Below are 17,770 nucleotides of genomic sequence, written 5' to 3'. Positions count from 1 at the left end.
TCGGCGGCCCCCACCCTAACCTCGGCACGCGAAGGGGCGGCCCGGTGACCGGACCGCCCCTTCGTTCAGCCCGGTGTCACCTGGTGCGGGTGAACACCGCGACCGTGCGGGCCGGGACGTCGAACGTGCCGGAGCCCGCCGTGTAGTCCGCGGTCCGGACGACCGGGTCGCCGCCCTTGGCCTGCACCGGGTGCAGCCGGTAGCCGGTGCCCGCGAGCGAGGCGACCTTCTGCTTCTGCCGCTCGGGCGTGGCGTTGAAGACGACGACGAGGTCACCGAGGCGCATGGTGATCACGCCGGGCGTCTCGTCCTTGCCGGAGAGCGGGAAGGACAGCTTCGCCTGCACCTGGTCGGCGGTGCCGAGGGAGAAGGCGCTCTCCGTCGAACGGATCCGCAGCAGGTCGCGGTAGGCCGCCGAGGTGCCCTCGATCTGCGGGCAGCCGGCCTTGACGGTGCTCAGCAGCGGCTTGGCGTACGGCCACTTCGAGGCGTTGTCGGCCGCGGGCGGCAGGCCCCGGCCGAAGCCGTTGCCGTCCGCGCAGTCCCAGTGGATGGCGTTGAACCAGTCGCCGCTGTCGTAGGAGTTGCGGTCCAGCGACTTGGAGCGCAGCAGGTCGGTGCCGGCCTGGCTGAGCGCCGGGCCCTGCGACAGGGTGGCCGTGGCCATGGCGAGGACCTGCATCCGGGCGCGGTCGGCGGCGCTGACCGTGGCGGGCAGCTTGAAGGCGAGCGCGTCGAACAGCGACTCGTTGTCGTGCGCGTCCGCGTAGGCGAGGGCGTCGCCGGGGGCGGCCGCGTAGCCGGCGGGGGCGCCGTTGTAGTCGACCTCGGAGCCCTCGACCTCCTTGCCGCTGGTGTCGGTGAAGCGGTACCCGGCGAGGTTGCCGGACAGACCGACCTTGATCAGGTCCTGGTAGTGCAGCAGGCGGGCCTTCTGCTCGGCCTCGGTGCCGTTGGCCTTCGACGTGTTGGGCTCGGTGTAGAGCCCGGACGCGAAGCCCTGGACGCCGGGGTCCTCGTCGAAGGGGCCGCCGCCGCGGACGGCGTCACGGGCGCGGTCGGAGAAGGTGGCGATGCCGGTGCCGGCCATGTTCTTCTGCGTGGCCTGGACGAACCGGGCGTCGTCGGCGACCTCGCCGAAGTTCCAGCCCTCGCCGTACAGGATGATCTTCTTGCCGTCGACGCCGTCCTTCTTGAGGGTGAGCGCGTCGAGGGCCTTGCGGACCGCGAGGATGTTGGCCTTCGGGTGGTGGCCCATGAGGTCGAAGCGGAAGCCGTCGACCTTGTACTCCTTGGCCCAGGTGACGATCGAGTCGACGACGAGCTTGCCCATCATGGCGTTCTCGGTGGCCGTGTTGGCGCAGCAGGTGCTGTTGGCGACCGAGCCGTCGGGCAGGAGCCGCTGGTAGTAGCCGGGGACGATCCGGTCCAGGACGGAGGTGTCCGCCTGGCCGCTCGCCGCCGTGTGGTTGTAGACGACGTCCATGACGACGCGCAGGCCGTCCTCGTTGAGCGCCTTCACCATCCGGCGGAACTCGACGTTGCGGGTGGTGCCGTCCGGGTCCGAGGCGTACGAGCCCTCCGGGACCGTGTAGTGGTACGGGTCGTAGCCCCAGTTGTAGGCGTCCTTCGCGGCGGCCTTCGCCACGCACTCCTGCTGCTTGTCGGAGTCGGCCGCGAACGAGGCCAGGTCGCAGTCGGGGCCGGCCTGGTCCTCGCGGCGCTCGGGGATGGTGGCGATGTCGAAGACCGGCAGCAGATGGACGTACGAGGTGCCGGCCTCGGCGAGCTTCCTCAGGTGGCCGGAGCCGTCGCTGAGCTTGTGCTCGAACGCGCGGTAGGTGCCGCGGTCCTTCGCGGGGACGGTCGGGTCGGCCACCGAGAAGTCCCGGACGTGCAGCTCCTGGATCTGGGCGTCCTTCAGCGGCACCGCCTTGGGCTTGGTGTAGGTGGTCCAGCCGCGCGGTGCCAGGGAGCGGTCGTCGAGGTCGACGAGGAGGCTGCGCTGGGAGTTGGTGGTGAGGGCGACCGAGTAGGGGTCGGTGACCTTGTTGGTGACGACCTTGCGGACGCTGGGCGCCCACACCTCGACGACGTACCGGTAGGGCTTGTTCTTCCAGGACGCGGGTCCGGTGACGGACCAGACGCCGGTGCCGTCGGCGCGGTGCATGGCGACGGTGGAGCCGCCGATCTCCAGCTTCACCGACTGGGCGGTGGGCGCCCAGACGGACAGCGTCGGACGGCCCTTGTGGAACACCGGACCCAGGTCGGCCTTCGTGGCGTCGTACAGGTCGTCCAGGACGCCGGCGAGCTGGACTCCGGTCGCGGCGAGCACGGCGCCGTTGGCGGCGCGCTGGGAGGCGACGACCTGGCCGCGCAGCGCCTCGCGGACCCGGTCGCGGTCACGCGGGTCGACGGACCAGGCGGTGTACGACTTCAGGTGCGGGAACTCCGCCTTCTGGGCGTCGGTCAGCGTGGCCTTGTCGAGCCGGAGCCAGCGCTGGTCGTCGCCGGTCAGGGCGCCGTCCTCGACGGTGACGGAACCGGTGCGGGAGTAGACCAGCTGGGTGGAGGCCGCGGCCTCGGAGCCGTTCCAGGCGACGGTGTTCCGGTCGATCCAGACGGCCTTGGAGGTGGTCAGGTCGAGCGCGGCCGCGCTGCCCGCGGGCTGCGGCAGGAGGTACTTCTCCTGGCCGCTCAGCAGCCACACCTCGTGGCCGTTGGCCTTGAGGTCCAGCGACTGGTCGGAGGGCAGGTCCTTCTCGTCGCCCTTGTGCATGATGTAGCTGAGGCTGCTCGCGCCCTCGGCGAGGGGCACCTCGAAGACCGCGCCATAGGCATCGGTCCTCACCGGCTTCAGGGGGTTCGACCACTCGGTGGGGTTCGCGGCACCGGTCCAGGTGTGCAGGCCCCAACCGTCGTAGTCGCCGTCGGCGCGGTGGTAGTGCAGGACGGCCTTGGACTTGTCCTGGGCCGGGTACTCCGGCCGCTCGGTCAGGGCCTCCTCCTTGCCCTGCTCGATCCAGATCTCGCCGGTCTTGGTGACGTCGATCGTGCGGTCGGTGGAGACGTCCTTGTTTCCGTCCTTGTCGATCACCAGGTAGCCGACGCTGGACGCGCCCGGCTTGAGCTTGACGTAGGCGAAGGCGCCGTAGGCGTCCCGGCCGATGAAGGGGTGGCTCTTGGGCCACTCGGTGGCCTCGCCGTCGGCGATGTCGCCCCAGGCGTACACGCCCCAGTCCGTGTAGTCGCCGTCCGCGCGCTTGTAGTGGACGACCGCGTAGTCACGGGAGGCGGCGGTGGGCTTCTCCTCGGCGGGCGGGGTGCCGGTGGTGGAGCCGGCGGTGGCGCTCGCGGTACGGCCGGCGGAGTCGATCACCACGGCCTTGTAGCGCAGGGCGGTGCCGGCCGCCACATCCGCGCCGATGACCTGGCGGACCTTGTAGGGGGCGTGGTCGGCGGAGCCGAGGACACGCCACTTGCCGTTGCCGCTCTGCGCGGCGAAGACGACGCGGTTGAGCTGTCCGCCGTCGACGTCGGCGGAGATCTCCACGGTGCCGGTGGCACCCGCGGCGGGGGCCTTCAGCGTGAGGGACGGCTTCGCCGCGGGCTGCGCGGGACGGCCGGTGGCCTTCAGGACGATCGCCGCGCCCGCCGGGACGGTGACGGTGACCTTCTTGTCGGCGCCGGAGCGGACGGAGTCCTTGGTGCCGTACAGGGCGCTGTACGTGGTGTCGGCCGAGCCGACGGCGAACGTCTCCGTGCGGGCGTCGTCCGCGTTGTTGAAGGCGACGAGGTACTCGGTGCCCTTGCGGGCGTCGGTGCGGGAGAAGGCGTAGACGCCGGGGCCGTCGGCCGCGTGGCGCTCGGTCTGGATGCCGTCGGCGAGAGCGGGGTTGGCCTTGCGCAGCTCGGCGAGGGCGCTGATCTGCCGGTACAGCGGGGCCTTGGTGTCGTAGGCGTCGTCGGCGTGGGTGCGGTCGGTGCCGATCTGGTCGTCGTCGAGGTAGTCGGCGGTCTTCGAGGCGAACAGGGTCTGGCGGGCGTCCTTGTCGCCGCCGGCGCCGGTGAAGCCCTGCTCGTCGCCGTAGTAGACGACCGGGTTGCCGCGGCTGAGGAACATCAGCTCGTTGGCGAGCCGGTCCTTCTTCAGCAGCTCGGCGTCGGTGGCCTTCGGGTTGTCCTGCTTGAGGAAGGTCCCGATGCGGCCCATGTCGTGGTTGCCGAGGAAGGTGACCTGTTCGTAGGCGTTGGCCTTGTCGGTCGTGTACTTGTAGTCGTCGCCGAAGACGGACGCGAGCTTGCGCGCGCTGCCGCCCTGGGAGGCGTACTGGCGTGCCGCCTCCTGGAAGGGGAAGTCGAGCGTGGCGTCGAGGCGGCCCTGGGTGACGTAGGGCGCGGTGATGTCCGTGTCGGAGGTGTACACCTCGCCGAACATGAAGAAGTCGTCGCGGCCCTGCTTGGCGGCGTAGGAGTCCAGGGCGGTGGCCCACTGGGTCCAGAACTCCATGTTGACGTGCTTGACCGTGTCGATCCGGAAGCCGTCGATGTCGAAGTCGCGGACCCAGCGCTGGTAGATCTTCTCCATGCCGCCGACGACCTCGGGACGCTCGGTCCACAGGTCGTCCAGGCCGGAGAAGTCACCGTGCTCGGAGCTCTCCCCGGCGAAGGTGGAGTCGCCGCGGTTGTGGTACATCGTCGGGTCGTCGAGCCACGACGGAACCTTCTTCGTCGCGCCGGTGACGGGCGTCCGCGGGAAGGAGTCGGCGTCCACGGCGGGGAAGCGCCGGGTGCCGTCCGCGTAGTCGGCGTCGTCGAAGGGCCTGCCGTCCTTCGTCAGATACGGGAAGGCGCCCTGGGAGAGGTACTCGTAGGACTTCTCCTTGTAGTCCACGACGTCGGCGGTGTGGTTGGTGATGACGTCGAAGAAGACCTTCATGCCCTTGGCGTGCGCCTTGGCGATGAGGGTCTCGAGGTCCTTGTTGCTGCCGAAGTGCGGGTCGACCTGGGTGAAGTCGGTGATCCAGTACCCGTGGTAGCCGGCGGAGGCGTCCTTGCCGGTGCCCTGCACGGGACGGTTCTTGAAGATCGGTGCCATCCAGATGGCGGTGGTGCCCAGGCCCTTGATGTAGTCCAGGCGCTGGGTCAGACCCTTCAGGTCGCCGCCCTGGTAGAAGCCCTTGTCGGTGGGGTCGTACCCGGTGGACAGACGGGAGCCGGTCAGGCCGCCCTTGTCGTTGCCGGTGTCGCCGTTGGCGAAACGGTCCGGCAGGACGAAGTAGAACTGCTCGCGGGTGGCGTCGTGCCGGGCGGGCTCGGCGGCGAGCTTCGCGTCGGACGGCGGCGCCGGCGGGGTCGCCGCCTTCGCGGCGAGTGGCTGGACGAGCGCTGCGGCCAGCGCGGTCACGGTGACCGCAGCGACCCGTCCGGCGTGGGTGGTTCGGCGCCTCCACGGCGACGGCCATCTCGGTATCACAGAGGGGCTCCTTGCGATTGCGGCTCTTCGGGTCCGACCCCGCGCGACCGTATCGCCGCCGCAACGCTTACAGCAAGAGGCTTGAAACCACCGGTAAAAACTTTCAGTTGTCCGCTCAGCAGCTCGACTTGCCGGCGTATACGGCCAGAGCCGTGTTCGCGCCCAGCGTGGCGGTCAGCTGACCGGCGGAGTTCACCGTCACGGTGCTGTTGTTCTGCACGTTGCAGTACGTGCCGGCGGGCAGGGACGTCTGGTACGTACGACTGAGGGAGCCCGACTCGTGGTTGATGGCCACGAAGCCCTTGGAGCCCCGGCCGAACGCGATGGCGTCACCGCCGTTGTCCCACCAGTCGGTGACGGCCTGGCCGCGGGTGGCGTTGCGGAACGCGACCATGGACTTGATCTCCGGCCAGTTGTGCTGGCACTTCCAGCCGTTCTGCCAGCAGGCGTTCACCGTGCCGCCGTTGGGCGGGCCGGCGTCGTGGTCGGTGAACTCGTAGCCGGAGTTGATGTCCGGGGCGCCGTAGGGCCAGGCCAGCATGAAGACGTTGGCCAGCGTGTAGTTGGCGTTGTCCTTGTAGCTGAGCGTGGAGCCGTTGCGCTCGGTGTCGTGGTTGTCGACGAAGACACCGGCGGACGAGCTGCTCAGATAGCCCCAGCCCTCGCCGTAGTTCTTCAGGTAGGCGAGGTTCTCGTTGTTGAAGACCCGCTTGAGGTCGTAGGCGTAGCGGAACTCCTGGACGTCGCCGTTGCGGGTGTACTCGCCCGGCTGGACGGCTTCGCCGGAGCCGTGGATGACCTCCTGCTTCCAGTAGGCGTTGGGGTTGCTGAGCCGCGACTTGATGTTCGCCAGGTCGGCGGTGTCGATGTGCTTGGCCGCGTCGATGCGGAAGCCGTCGACGCCGAGCGACAGCAGGTCGTTCATGTACTTCGCCAGGGCGCCGCGGACGTAGTCCTCGCCGGTGTCGAGGTCGGCGAGGCCGACGAGCTCGCAGTGCTGGACGTTCCAGCGGTCCTGGTAGTTGCTGATCTGCGCGGTGCAGTCGTCGAAGTCGTACGACGAGTACAGGCCCGGGTAGTCGTATTTCGTGTACGACGAGCCGCCCGTGCCGGTGCCGTTGCCGGCGGCCATGTGGTTGACGACCGTGTCGACGACGACCTTCACACCGGCCGCGTGGCAGGTGTTGATCATGCTCTGGAAGGCGGCGCGGTCGCCGAGCCGGCCGGCGATCTTGTAGCTCACCGGCTGGTACGACGTCCACCACTGCGAGCCCTGTATGTGCTCGGCCGGTGGGGAGACCTGCACGTAGCCGTAGCCGGCGGGGCCGAGGGTGGTGGTGCACTCCTTCGCCACGGAGGCGAACTTCCACTCGAAGAGGACGGCGGTGACGTCCTTGCTCCCGGGCGGCGAGGCCGCTGCCTCGGTCGGGTGCATGACAAGGGAGGAGGTGGTGAGGGCCGCCGCGAGCGCGGCCGCCACGGAGAGGGTTCTGCGTGCCATGTGGGGATTTCCTTCACCGTTGAAGGCTCTTGCTGAAAAATTTCAACTACCTTGCGGTGACGGGAATGTTAAAGGCCCGCCGCCTGAAAAGGCAGCGGGCCGGACCAACTTGCTTGAAATTTCTTGCAGGAAGGCCGTCAGGAGGCCGTGGACCACCACACCGTGGTGTCGGCCGGCAGCTTCGCCTCACCGTCCGTCTCGGTGATCTCACCGCTGGCGAGCAGCAGCCGCCCGTACGCCGGGATGGTCACCGACTCGGTGCCGGTGTTCGCCACGCAGACGAACTCCCCGCGCCGGAAGGCGAGGACGCCCTCGGGCGCCCGCAGCCACTCCACCTCGTCCCCGGCGCCGAGGTCGGGGTGGGCGCGGCGGGCGGCCAGCGCGGCCCGGTACAGCTCCAGGGTGGAGTCCGGGTCGCCGGTCTGGGCCTCGACGCTCAGCTCGCCCCAGCCGGCCGGCTGCGGCAGCCAGCTGCCGCCCGCGCCGAAGCCGTACGACGATCCGTCACGCGTCCACGGGATCGGCACCCGGCAGCCGTCGCGGAAGCCGTCCTGGCCCTCGCCGCGGAAGTACGCCGGGTCCTGGCGCACGTCGTCCGGCAGGTCGACGACGTCCGGCAGGCCGAGCTCCTCGCCCTGGTAGACGTACGCGGAGCCGGGCAGGGCCAGCATCAGCAGGGTGGCGGCGCGGGCGCGGCGCAGGCCCAGGTCGCGGTCGCCGGCGGTGCGGATCTGGGTGCCGAGGCCGGGCGGGTTGGCGAAGCGGGTGGCGTGCCGGGTGACGTCGTGGTTGGACAGCACCCAGGTGGCGGGGGCGCCGACCGGGCGCATGGCCTCCAGGGTGCGGTCGACGACCTCGCGCAGCTCGCGCGCGTCCCAGGCGGCCGACAGGTACTGGAAGTTGAACGCCTGGTGCAGCTCGTCGGGGCGGACGTAGTTGGCCGTGCGCTCGACGGTCGGGGTCCACGCCTCGGCGACGAAGATGCGCTCGCCGGAGTACTCGTCGAGGATGAGCCGCCACTGGCGGTAGATGTCGTGGACGCCGTCCTGGTCGAAGAACGGCATGACATCGTTGCCCAGCAGCTTGAGCTGATCGTGGTTTCCAAGGTCGGGCAGGCCTTCGGCCTTCACCATGCCGTGGGCGACGTCGATCCGGAAGCCGTCGACGCCCATGTCCAGCCAGAAGCGCAGGATCGAGCGGAACTCGTCGGAGACCGCCGGGTGCTCCCAGTTGAAGTCGGGCTGCTCGGGCGCGAAGAGGTGCAGGTACCACTCGCCGGGGGTGCCGTCGGGCTCGGTGACCCGGGTCCAGGCGGGGCCGCCGAAGATGGACTCCCAGTCGTTCGGCGGGAGTTCGCCGTTCGCGCCCTTGCCGGGGCGGAAGTGGTAGCGGTCGCGCAGCGGCGAGCCGGGGCCGTCGGCGAGGGCGCGCTTGAACCACTCGTGCTGGTCCGAGGAGTGGTTGGGGACCAGGTCGACGATGATCCGCAGGCCCAGCTCACGGGCGTCGCGGATCAGCGCGTCGGCGTCCAGCAGATTGCCGAACATGGGGTCGACCGCCCGGTAGTCGGCGACGTCGTAGCCGGCGTCGGCCTGCGGGGAGGCGTAGAAGGGGCTGAGCCATACGGCGTCGACGCCGAGGTCGCGCAGGTACGGCAGACGGGAACGGACGCCTTCCAGGTCGCCCATGCCGTCGCCGTTGCTGTCGGCGAAGCTGCGCGGGTAGACCTGGTAGATCACCGCGTCGCGCCACCAGTCACGGCGCTTGGCGACGGTGGCGACGGCAGCGGTCTCGGCCGGGGCTGTGGGGTACTGGCTCATGGCTTCCTTGATGCGGTGGGGGTCTCACGCCCGGACGGTGCCACGGGCGGAGAAGGAGTCAGTCGGTCTGGGTCGTGCGCGCGGCGGCGGACGACGAGGCGGCCGCAGTGACAGCGGGGTCGGATGGACACGGCGGCCGCCTCGGGTTCTCGGGGCCGGCTCAGCCCTTCGTGCCACCGGCGGTGAGGCCGGTGACCAGGTTCTTCTGCACGAGGTAGAAGAAGAGGGAGACCGGTATCGCGACGAGCACCGCCGTGGCCGCCATGAGGTTGCGCTGGGCGTCGTGCTCGCTGACGAAGCTCTGCAGACCGACGGCGAGCGTGTACTTCTCGTCGTCGAGCAGGAAGGTGGTCGCGAAGGCCACCTCGCCGAAGGCGGTGATGAAGCTGTAGAACGCGGCGACCGCGAGGCCCGGCTTGGCGAGCGGCAGGATCAGCCGCGCGAAGGTGCCGAACGGGGTGAGGCCGTCGACGCGCCCGGCCTCGTCGATCTCGAACGGGATGGTGTCGAAGTAGCCCTTGAGCAGCCAGGCGCAGTACGGCACCGCGGTCGAGCAGTAGACGATGATCAGGCCGAGGTAGGTGTCGATGAGGCCCAGGTCCGAGAGGATCTGGTACATCGGCACGATCAGCACGGCGATCGGGAACATCTGGGTGACCAGCAGCACCCACATGAACTTCCGGTAGCCCGGGAAGCGCATACGGGAGACCGCGTAGCCGGTGGTGGCGGCGATCAGGACGCCGATCACGGTGGTGCCCAGCGACACGATCAGCGAACTCTTCAGCCAGTCGAAGAAGTTCGTGTGCTGCAGGACGAACGCGTAGTTGTCGAACGTCATCTTGGACCAGATGCGCTCGGGGTGCAGATAGTCGTCCTTGTCCGGTCCCAGTGACAGGAACACCAGCCACAGGACGGGGAACAGGGCGATCAGGCTCGCGACGGTGAGCATGCCGTGGGAGGCGAGGGAGCCGGCGAAGCCCGTCTCACCGCGCCGCCGGGTGCGCCGGGGCGGCTTGGCCGGGCTCTGCGGTTCGGTCACCGCGGCGGAGGTCTGGGCTGTGGTGGTACTCATGAAGAACTCCTGCCTCAGATCGCGAGCTGCTGCTCGTTGCGGTTCAGCCAGCGGCGGTAGAACGAGGTGAAGACGATCAGGATGCCCAGCAGCAGGATGCCGTAGGCGGCGGACTGGGCGAAGTCGCGCGGTTGCTGTCCGAAGCCGAGGTAGTAGGCCCAGGTGACCAGGATCTGCGCGTCCGGCGCGGTGTTGCCGAAGAGCAGGAAGATCACGGCGAACTGGTTGAACGTCCAGATGATGCCGAGCAGGACGACGGTGGAGCTGACCGTCCGCAGGCCGGGCAGGGTGACGTAGCGGAAGCGCTGCCAGGCGCTGGCGCCGTCCATCTCCGCGGCCTCGTAGAGGGAGGCGTCGATGGACTGCAGGCCGCCGAGCAGGGAGACCATCATGAACGGCACACCGCACCAGGTGTTGACCATGATCGCCGCGAACCGCTGCCAGAAGGTGTCCTCCAGCCACAGCGGCGTCGGCAGGTGCAGGGACTCCAGCGCGGCGTTGATGATGCCGCCGTCCGCGAGCATGAACCGCCAGCCGAACACGGTGACGAAGGTCGGCACGGCCCACGGCAGGACCAGGATCAGGCGGTAGAGGGTACGGCCGCGCAGCTTCTGGTTGAGCAGCAGCGCGAGGCCGAGGCCGATCGTGTAGTGCAGGGCCACACAGGCGGCCGTCCACACGATCGTCCAGATGAAGTGCGACCAGAAGCGGTCGTAGGAGGTCTCGCCCCAGAGGATGTCGGCGTAGTTGTCGAAGCCGATGAACTTGTACGTCGCCTCGATCTCGTTGGCGCCGATCGTGCGCGCCGTGTTGAGGCTGTTGGCGTCGGTCAGCGTCAGGTACAGACCGTAGGCCAGCGGGTACAGCACGAGGATGCCGAGCACGACGACCACCGGGGTGATCATCGCGTACGCGTACCAGTGCTTCTGGTAGCTGTTCCTCAGGCGCTGCCCGCGCCCTGGCCGGGGCGCACGGTCACCGCGGCGCTTGCCGGTCGCGCGGTCGATGGCGACTGTCATGGTTCGACACCTTCTGGGAGTTCAGGAAGTCCGCGGTCGGGACCCGTGGGACGGCCGGGCGGCCGCCGGATCGCCTGCCCCAACAGGGCGGTCCGGCGGCCGCGCGGAGCTCACTTGCTGAAGTCGGGCACCAGCTTGGCGATGGACGTCTCGGCCGTGCTCAGGCCCTTGTCCAGGGACACCTTGCCACCCGCGATCTTGGGCAGTTCGGTGTCGAGCGGACCCCACAGGGAGCTGTACTCCGGCAGCGCGGGACGCGGCTGGGCGGCGGACAGCACGCCCTGGTAGCCGGCGATGCCCGGGTCGGCCTTGACCTGCTCGGTGTAGGCGTCGTCACGGGTGGGAAGCGTGCTGTTCTTCAGCGCGATGGTCTCCTGCGACTTCGCCGACGTCATGAACTTGACGAACTTCAGCGCGGCCTTCTGGTGGGCCTCGTCGGAGCCGGCGTAGACCGACAGGTTGTGGCCGCCGGTCGGGGCGCCCGCCTTGCCGGAGGAGCCGGCCGGGACGGTGGCGATGCCGAGGTTCGACTTGTCCTTGAACGCCGAGCCCTTGTAGAAGTTCGTGATCTCCCAGGGGCCCTGGACGATCGCGGCGACCTTGCCGTTGACGAACGCGTCCTGGATGTGGGCGTACGCGTCGGCGGTCGTGTCGGCCTTGTGCAGGCCCTTGCCGTCGAACAGGCTCAGCCAGGTGCCGTAGGCCTTCTTCGCCTCGGGCGAGTTGACGGTGATCTTCTTGGCGTCGGCGTCGACGGTGTCGGTGCCCTCGCCGTAGAGGAAGGACTGGGCGTAGTAGGCCTGGGTCGAGCCCCAGTAGCCGTCGACGCCGGTCTTGCCCTTGATCGTGGCGGCGGCCTTCTTGAGGTCGTCCCAGGTCTTGGGGGCCTCGGTGATGCCGGCCTTCTCGAACAGCGCCTTGTTGTAGACGAGCGCGAGCGTGTCCGTGACGAAGGGGACGCCGTACGTCTTGCCCTCGTACTTGGCCTGCTCCAGCAGGTTGGACTTGAACTTGTCCTGCTCGGCGAGGGCCTCGGTGCCGTCCAGCGGCAGGAAGAAGCTCTTCTTCGCGAAGGCCGGGGTCCAGCCGACCTCGGACCGCAGGATGTCCGGCGCGCCCTTCGAACCGGCGGCGGTGTCGAACTTGTTCTGCGCCTGGTCGAAGGGGACGTTGACGTACTTGACCTTGACGTCCTTGTTGGCGGCCTCGAACTCCTTGACCAAGGCCTGGTACGTCGGCGCCTCGTTGGTGGCGTTGGAGGTGTCCCACCAGGTGATGGTCACCGGACCGCTCGAGTCGCTGCCGCTGTCGTCCCCGCCGCAGGCCGTCGCCGCGAGGGCGAGGGACGCCACCAGCGCGGTGGCCGCTATGCCACGCCGCATGAGTTCTCCTTGAGGGTGAAAGCCCGTGTGATGCGGGGGCGGCCCCGTCTGCCGGCCCCTGCTGTCGTGCCGACTGCGCCTTTGCGGCCGCCGGGCGACGTGAACGTAACAGCGATGCAATCCTTGCGAAAGACCTTGCAGCAAAAAAGTGCAAGGGAACACGGAAGTTATCCCGGCGTGACCGTCCAGCGACCGCTGTGAGACGCTTCCTTACAGGGGTGGAGCGGTACGCGGTCCACTTGTGCAAGACTCTGCAAGCTCTTGCCATGACTTCCACGAGGGAGCGCGATGACGCAGCAGCCCCGCACGGGCCGGCCAACGGGTCGCCCTCGGCGTCCGATTGGTGTGCAAGGCGGCATACGACAGGTACAGTCCAGTGCCGTGACCACGAGGCTTGCCGACATCGCTGCTCAGGCGGGGGTGAGCGAAGCGACCGTCAGCCGCGTCCTCAACGGGAAGCCCGGCGTCGCCGCCACCACTCGCCAGTCCGTGCTGGCCGCACTCGACGTGCTCGGCTACGAGCGTCCGGTGCGGCTCCGCCAGCGCAGCGAGGGCCTGGTCGGCCTGATCACACCCGAGCTGGAGAACCCGATATTCCCGGCGCTCGCCCAGGTCATCGGCCAGGCGCTGACGCGGCAGGGCTATACGCCCGTGCTGGCGACGCAGACGCCCGGCGGGTCCACGGAGGACGAGCTCACCGAGATGCTCGTGGACCGCGGGGTCGCGGGCATCATCTATGTCTCCGGTCTGCACGCGGACACCACCGCGGACATGCAGCGCTACGAGCGGCTGCGTGCGCAGGGCGTCCCCTTCGTCCTCGTCGACGGCTTCTCCCCCAAGGTGCAGGCGCCGTTCATCTCCCCGGACGACCGGGCGGCGATGGCGCTGGCGGTGACCCACCTCGTCTCCCTCGGGCACACCCGGATCGGGCTGGCCCTCGGCCCGAAGCGGTTCGTGCCGGTGCAGCGGAAGATCGAGGGGTTCGTCCGGACCGTCCAGGACCAGCTGAACCTGCCGCCGGACGTCGTGGAGCGCGACCTGGTGCAGCACTCGCTGTACACCCTGGAGGGCGGGCAGGCCGCCGCCACCGCACTCATCGCGCGTGACTGCACGGCCGTCGTCTGCGCCAGCGACATGATGGCGCTGGGCGCGATACGCGCGGCCCGGCAGCAGGGCCTCGAGGTCCCCACCGACATCTCGGTCGTGGGCTTCGACGACTCCCCGCTGATCGCCTTCACCGACCCGCCGCTCACCACGGTCCGCAAGCCGGTCCCGGCCATGGGCCAGGCCGCCGTCCGCACACTGCTCGAGGAGATCGGCGGAACCCCGGCCCCGCACAGCGAGTTCGTGTTCATGCCGGAGCTGGTCGTACGCGGTTCGACGGCGTCGGCGCCCGGCGACCGGACGCGCCCCTAGGGGGACCGAGACGCGCGGCCTACTCCTGCGGGAGGAGAAAAGCCGCAGAACGTGCGTCACGGACCCGACCGGAGGATGATCGGTCGGAGAGGTCTTTTCTGGCAGACTCTGTGCCTATGGGTGACGCTACGGTGACGACACGCGAAGGCCCTGAAGAAGCCGTCCCGCACTCCGTCGCGGAGAGGACGGGGCCGGGACTCCTGCGCCGCCTGCGCACCCCCCGCCGGCCGCGGCTGTGGTTCGAGATCCTGCTCATCGCGGTGAGTTACTGGACCTACTCCCTGATCCGCAACGCCGTCCCGGAGCAGCGCACCGAGGCCCTGCGCAACGCCGACTGGCTGTGGCGGCTCGAGCACAGTCTGGGCATCGCCGTCGAGGAGTCCGTCAACCGCGCGATCAACGGCGTGACTTGGCTGATCGTCGGGATGAACTACTACTACGCCACGCTGCACTTCGTGGTGACGCTCGCGGTGCTGGTCTGGCTGTACCGCAGACACTCCGGCCGCTACGCGGCGACCCGGCTGGTCCTCTTCGCGACCACGGGTGTGGCCCTGGTCGGTTACTACCTGTATCCGCTCGCTCCCCCGCGGCTGATGACGAACACGGGGTTCATCGACACGGTCCTGGCCCACGACACCTGGGGCTCGATGGCCTCGGGCGACCTGAAGAACATGTCGAACCAGTACGCCGCGATGCCGTCCATGCACATCGGCTGGTCGGTGTGGAGCGGGCTGACGATCTTCGCCCTGGCGCGCACCCCCTGGGTCAAGGTCCTCGGGCTGCTCTACCCGGCGGCGACCCTCGTCGTGATCGTCGCGACGGCCAACCACTTCTGGCTCGACGCGGTGGGCGGCCTCATCTGCCTGGCCTTCGGCTACGGCGTGGCCCGCCTCTGGTACGGCGCGCTGCCCTACCGGCTGCCCCGCGTGGTCCCGGCACGCACCGGAGCGGTCGCGCCGGGGGCCGGCGCACGCCCCGCCCCGGTGCCCGCCGAGGAGGAGAACGAGCCGGTGCCGGCCCGTACATCACCAGGGCCGTAGCTCAGCCCCCGTAGAACAGTTCGTCCACGACGCCGCGGGCCCGGCGGGCGGTGCGGCGGTAGTCGTCCAGCATGTCGCCCACGTGACCGGGCTCGTACCCCAGGTAGCGGCCCACCGCGCCCAGTTCGCGCGGGTCCGAGGGGAAGGTGTCGCCGGCGCGGCCGCGGACCAGCATCACCGCGTTGCGGACCCGGGTCGCCAGCACCCACGCCTCGTCGAGGATCTCCGCGTCCTCGTCGCCGATGAGCCCGGCGGCACGGGCCGCGGCCAGCGCCTCGCGGGTACGGGTGGTCCGCAGTCCGGGCTCATCGGCCCCGTGCCGCAGCTGGAGCAGCTGCACGGTCCACTCGACGTCCGACAGCCCGCCGGGCCCGAGCTTGGTGTGCAGCTTCGGGTCGGCGCCGCGCGGCAGGCGCTCGGACTCCATGCGCGCCTTCAGCCGCCGGATCTCCCGTACGGCGTCCTCCTCGAGGCCCCGGGCGGGATAGCGCAGCGGGTCGATCAGCTCGATGAACCGGGCGCCCAGCTCGTCGTCCCCGGCGACCGGCTCGGCCCGCAGCAGCGCCTGCGACTCCCAGCCCAGCGACCAGCGCCGGTAGTAGGCGGCGTACGAGTTGAGGGTGCGCACCAGCGGCCCGGACTTGCCCTCCGGGCGCAGATCGGCGTCGATCAGCAGCGGCGGGTCGGCGCTGGGGATCTGGAGCAGCCGCCGCATCTCCGCCACCACGCGGTTGGCCGCCGCGGCGGCCTCCTGGTCGTCGACGCCCTCGCGCGGCTCGTGCACGAAGAGGACGTCCGCGTCGCTGCCGTAGCCCAGCTCGTGTCCGCCGAAGCGGCCCATGCCGATGATCGCGAACCGGGTGGGCAGGGTGTCGCCCCAGCCCTCGCGGACCACCGCGCGCAGGGTGCCGGCCAGCGTGGCCGCCGTGAGGTCGGAGACCGCGGCGCCGACCCGGTCCACCAGGGCGCCCTGGTCGGCCTCGGCGGGCTTGGTCTCGGTGCCGTAGGAGTCCACGATGTCGGCGGCGGCCGTACGGAACAGCTCGCGGCGCCGCATGCCGCGGGCCGCGGTGACGGCCTGGACGGCGTTGTCGGCGCGGCGCACCGCGGCGAGGACCTCCTGCTCCAGATGGGCCCGCGAGCGGGGCTCCAGACCGCTGCCGCCGTCGCCGTCGCCGAGCAGCGCGACGGCCTCCGGGGCCCGCATCAGCAGGTCGGGGGCGAGCCGGCCCGCCGACAGGACCCGGGCGAGGTTCTCGGCGGCGGCGCCCTCGTCGCGCAGCAGCCGCAGGTACCAGGGAGTCTTGCCGAGCGCGTCGGAGACCTTGCGGAAGTTCAGCAGGCCGGAGTCCGGGTCGGCCGAGTCGGCGAACCAGCCCAGCAGGACGGGCAGCAGGGTGCGCTGGATCGCCGCCGCGCGGGTCACGCCGGAGGCCAGCGCCTCCAGGTGCCGCAGCGCCGAGGCGGGGTCGGCGTAGCCGAGGGCGATGAGCCGTTCCCGGGCGGCGCCCGCGCTGAGCCGGGCCTCGCCGGGGGCGAGCTGGGCGACGGCGTCCAGCAGCGGCCGGTAGAAGAGCTTCTCGTGCAGCCGCCGTACGACGCTGCTGTGCCGCTTCCACTCGCGGGTCAGCTCGGCGACCGGGTCGGCGCGCAGCCCGAGGGAGCGGCCGATGCGGCGCAGATCGGCGTCGTCCTCGGGGACCAGGTGGGTGCGGCGCAGCCGGTACAGCTGGATGCGGTGCTCCATGGAGCGCAGGAAGCGGTAGGCGGCGTCGAGCTGGGCGGCGTCGGTCCGGCCGACGTAGCCGCCGGCGGCGAGGGCCTGGAGGGCGTCCAGGGTGGTGCCGCTGCGCAGGGCGGCGTCCTCGCGGCCGTGCACGAGCTGCAGCAGCTGGACGGCGAACTCGACGTCCCGCAGGCCGCCGGGGCCGAGCTTCAGCTGGCGGTCGACCTCGGAGACGGGGATGTTCTCGACGACGCGGCGGCGCATCTTCTGCACGTCGGCGACGAAGTTCTCCCGCTCGGCGGCCTTCCACACCAGGGGCCGCAGCGCGGCGACGTACTCGGCGCCCAGTTCGAGGTCGCCGGCGACCGGGCGGGCCTTGAGCAGGGCCTGGAACTCCCAGGTCTTGGCCCAGCGCTGGTAGTAGGCGACATGGCTGCTGAGGGTGCGCACGAGGGGGCCGTTGCGGCCCTCGGGGCGCAGATTGGCGTCGACGGGCCAGATGGAGCCCTCGACGGTGGTCTCGGAGCAGATCCGCATCATGTGCGAGGCGAGCCGGGTGGCGGCCTGCAGGGCCTTGCCCTCGTCGGCGCCGTCGGCGCTCTCACCGACGAAGATGACGTCGACGTCGGAGACGTAGTTCAGCTCGTGGCCGCCGCACTTGCCCATGGCGATCACCGCGAGCCGGCACTGCTCGGCGTCCTGCGGGGCCTCGGCTGCGGCGAGGGCGAGCGCGGCGCGCAGGGTCGCGGTGGCGAGGTCGGCGAGCTCGGCGGCGGTCTGGGCGAGGTCGGTGGTGCCGCACACGTCGCGGGCGGCGATGGACAGCAGGCAGCGCCGGTAGGCGACGCGCAGGCTGACGGGGTCGGTGGCCTCGGCGAGGGCCCGTTCGAACTCCTCGACCTCGGGGTGCAGGTCGCGCGGCTCGTAGGTGACCAGCACCTGCCAGTCGCCGGGGTGGCGGGCGAGGTGTTCGGCGAGGGCGGCGGAGGCGCCGAGCACGCCGAGCAGCCGGTCGCGCAGCGGCTTGGCCGCTATCAGCGTGTCGAGCAGCTCGCGCCGGTCGGCGTCACCGGGCTGGGCCTCGGTCAGCCGGACGAGGCCGGTCAGCGCGAGGTCGGGGTCGGCGGTGGCGCCCAGGGCCTCCAGGAGGACCGGGTCGTTCCTGAGGGGGGTGAGGTCGGGGCTGTCCAGGAGGCGTTCGGCGGCCGACGGGTCGGTGAAACCGTGCCGCAGCAGCCGAGTGAACGTACTGCTCCTGCGTCCCGGCGCCGTCATCCTCGCCCTCCCGTTCCGATCAGGGGTGTACACGTTCCCGGTG

At 70.3% G+C, this 17,770-nt stretch carries 9 protein-coding genes; 2 read left to right on the top strand and 7 right to left on the bottom strand.

The window, feature by feature from the left end:
• Positions 1-76: 76 nt before the first annotated feature.
• From pulA to KBY32_RS24755, 6 genes are all read right to left on the bottom strand, one after another.
• On the bottom strand, positions 77-5,476 hold the full coding sequence (pulA, locus tag KBY32_RS24780; RefSeq protein WP_210981705.1) for a pullulanase-type alpha-1,6-glucosidase: 5,400 nt from the start codon (positions 5,474-5,476) through the stop codon (positions 77-79).
• A 115-nt stretch (positions 5,477-5,591) separates the two neighbouring features.
• On the bottom strand, positions 5,592-6,977 hold the full coding sequence (locus tag KBY32_RS24775) for an alpha-amylase family protein (RefSeq protein WP_210981704.1): 1,386 nt from the start codon (positions 6,975-6,977) through the stop codon (positions 5,592-5,594).
• A 137-nt stretch (positions 6,978-7,114) separates the two neighbouring features.
• Complete coding sequence (locus tag KBY32_RS24770) at positions 7,115-8,797, bottom strand: glycoside hydrolase family 13 protein (RefSeq protein ID WP_210981703.1); 1,683 nt, start codon at positions 8,795-8,797, stop codon at positions 7,115-7,117.
• 160 nt (positions 8,798-8,957) lie between these two features.
• Complete coding sequence (locus KBY32_RS24765; RefSeq protein ID WP_210981702.1) at positions 8,958-9,869, bottom strand: sugar ABC transporter permease; 912 nt, start codon at positions 9,867-9,869, stop codon at positions 8,958-8,960.
• A gap of 14 nt (positions 9,870-9,883) precedes the next feature.
• Entirely contained in the window at positions 9,884-10,888 is a 1,005-nt protein-coding gene (locus KBY32_RS24760) for a carbohydrate ABC transporter permease (protein WP_115508954.1), read from the bottom strand.
• A 110-nt stretch (positions 10,889-10,998) separates the two neighbouring features.
• Complete coding sequence (locus tag KBY32_RS24755) at positions 10,999-12,270, bottom strand: extracellular solute-binding protein (RefSeq protein ID WP_055620636.1); 1,272 nt, start codon at positions 12,268-12,270, stop codon at positions 10,999-11,001.
• A 381-nt stretch (positions 12,271-12,651) separates the two neighbouring features.
• Here KBY32_RS24755 and KBY32_RS24750 point away from each other — a divergent pair, with 381 nt between their 5' ends.
• Both KBY32_RS24750 and KBY32_RS24745 read left to right on the top strand, forming a co-directional pair.
• Positions 12,652-13,686: a LacI family DNA-binding transcriptional regulator gene (locus KBY32_RS24750; protein WP_055620637.1), complete on the top strand. Its 1,035-nt coding sequence runs from the start codon at positions 12,652-12,654 to the stop codon at positions 13,684-13,686.
• Positions 13,687-13,802: 116 nt separating this feature from the next.
• On the top strand, positions 13,803-14,726 hold the full coding sequence (locus KBY32_RS24745) for a phosphatase PAP2 family protein (protein WP_210981701.1): 924 nt from the start codon (positions 13,803-13,805) through the stop codon (positions 14,724-14,726).
• 1 nt (position 14,727) lies between these two features.
• Here the strand turns inward: KBY32_RS24745 and KBY32_RS24740 are convergent, their stop codons facing one another.
• Positions 14,728-17,727: a bifunctional [glutamine synthetase] adenylyltransferase/[glutamine synthetase]-adenylyl-L-tyrosine phosphorylase gene (locus KBY32_RS24740; protein ID WP_210981700.1), complete on the bottom strand. Its 3,000-nt coding sequence runs from the start codon at positions 17,725-17,727 to the stop codon at positions 14,728-14,730.
• Positions 17,728-17,770: the final 43 nt, after the last annotated feature.

The sequence above is a fragment of the Streptomyces sp. RK62 genome, from assembly GCF_018070255.1.
In the GTDB taxonomy this organism is placed as follows: Bacteria; Actinomycetota; Actinomycetes; order Streptomycetales; family Streptomycetaceae; genus Streptomyces; species Streptomyces nigra.
The sequence above is the reverse complement of the archived record's forward strand: the minus strand, read 5'-3'. Positions and strand labels throughout refer to the sequence as shown.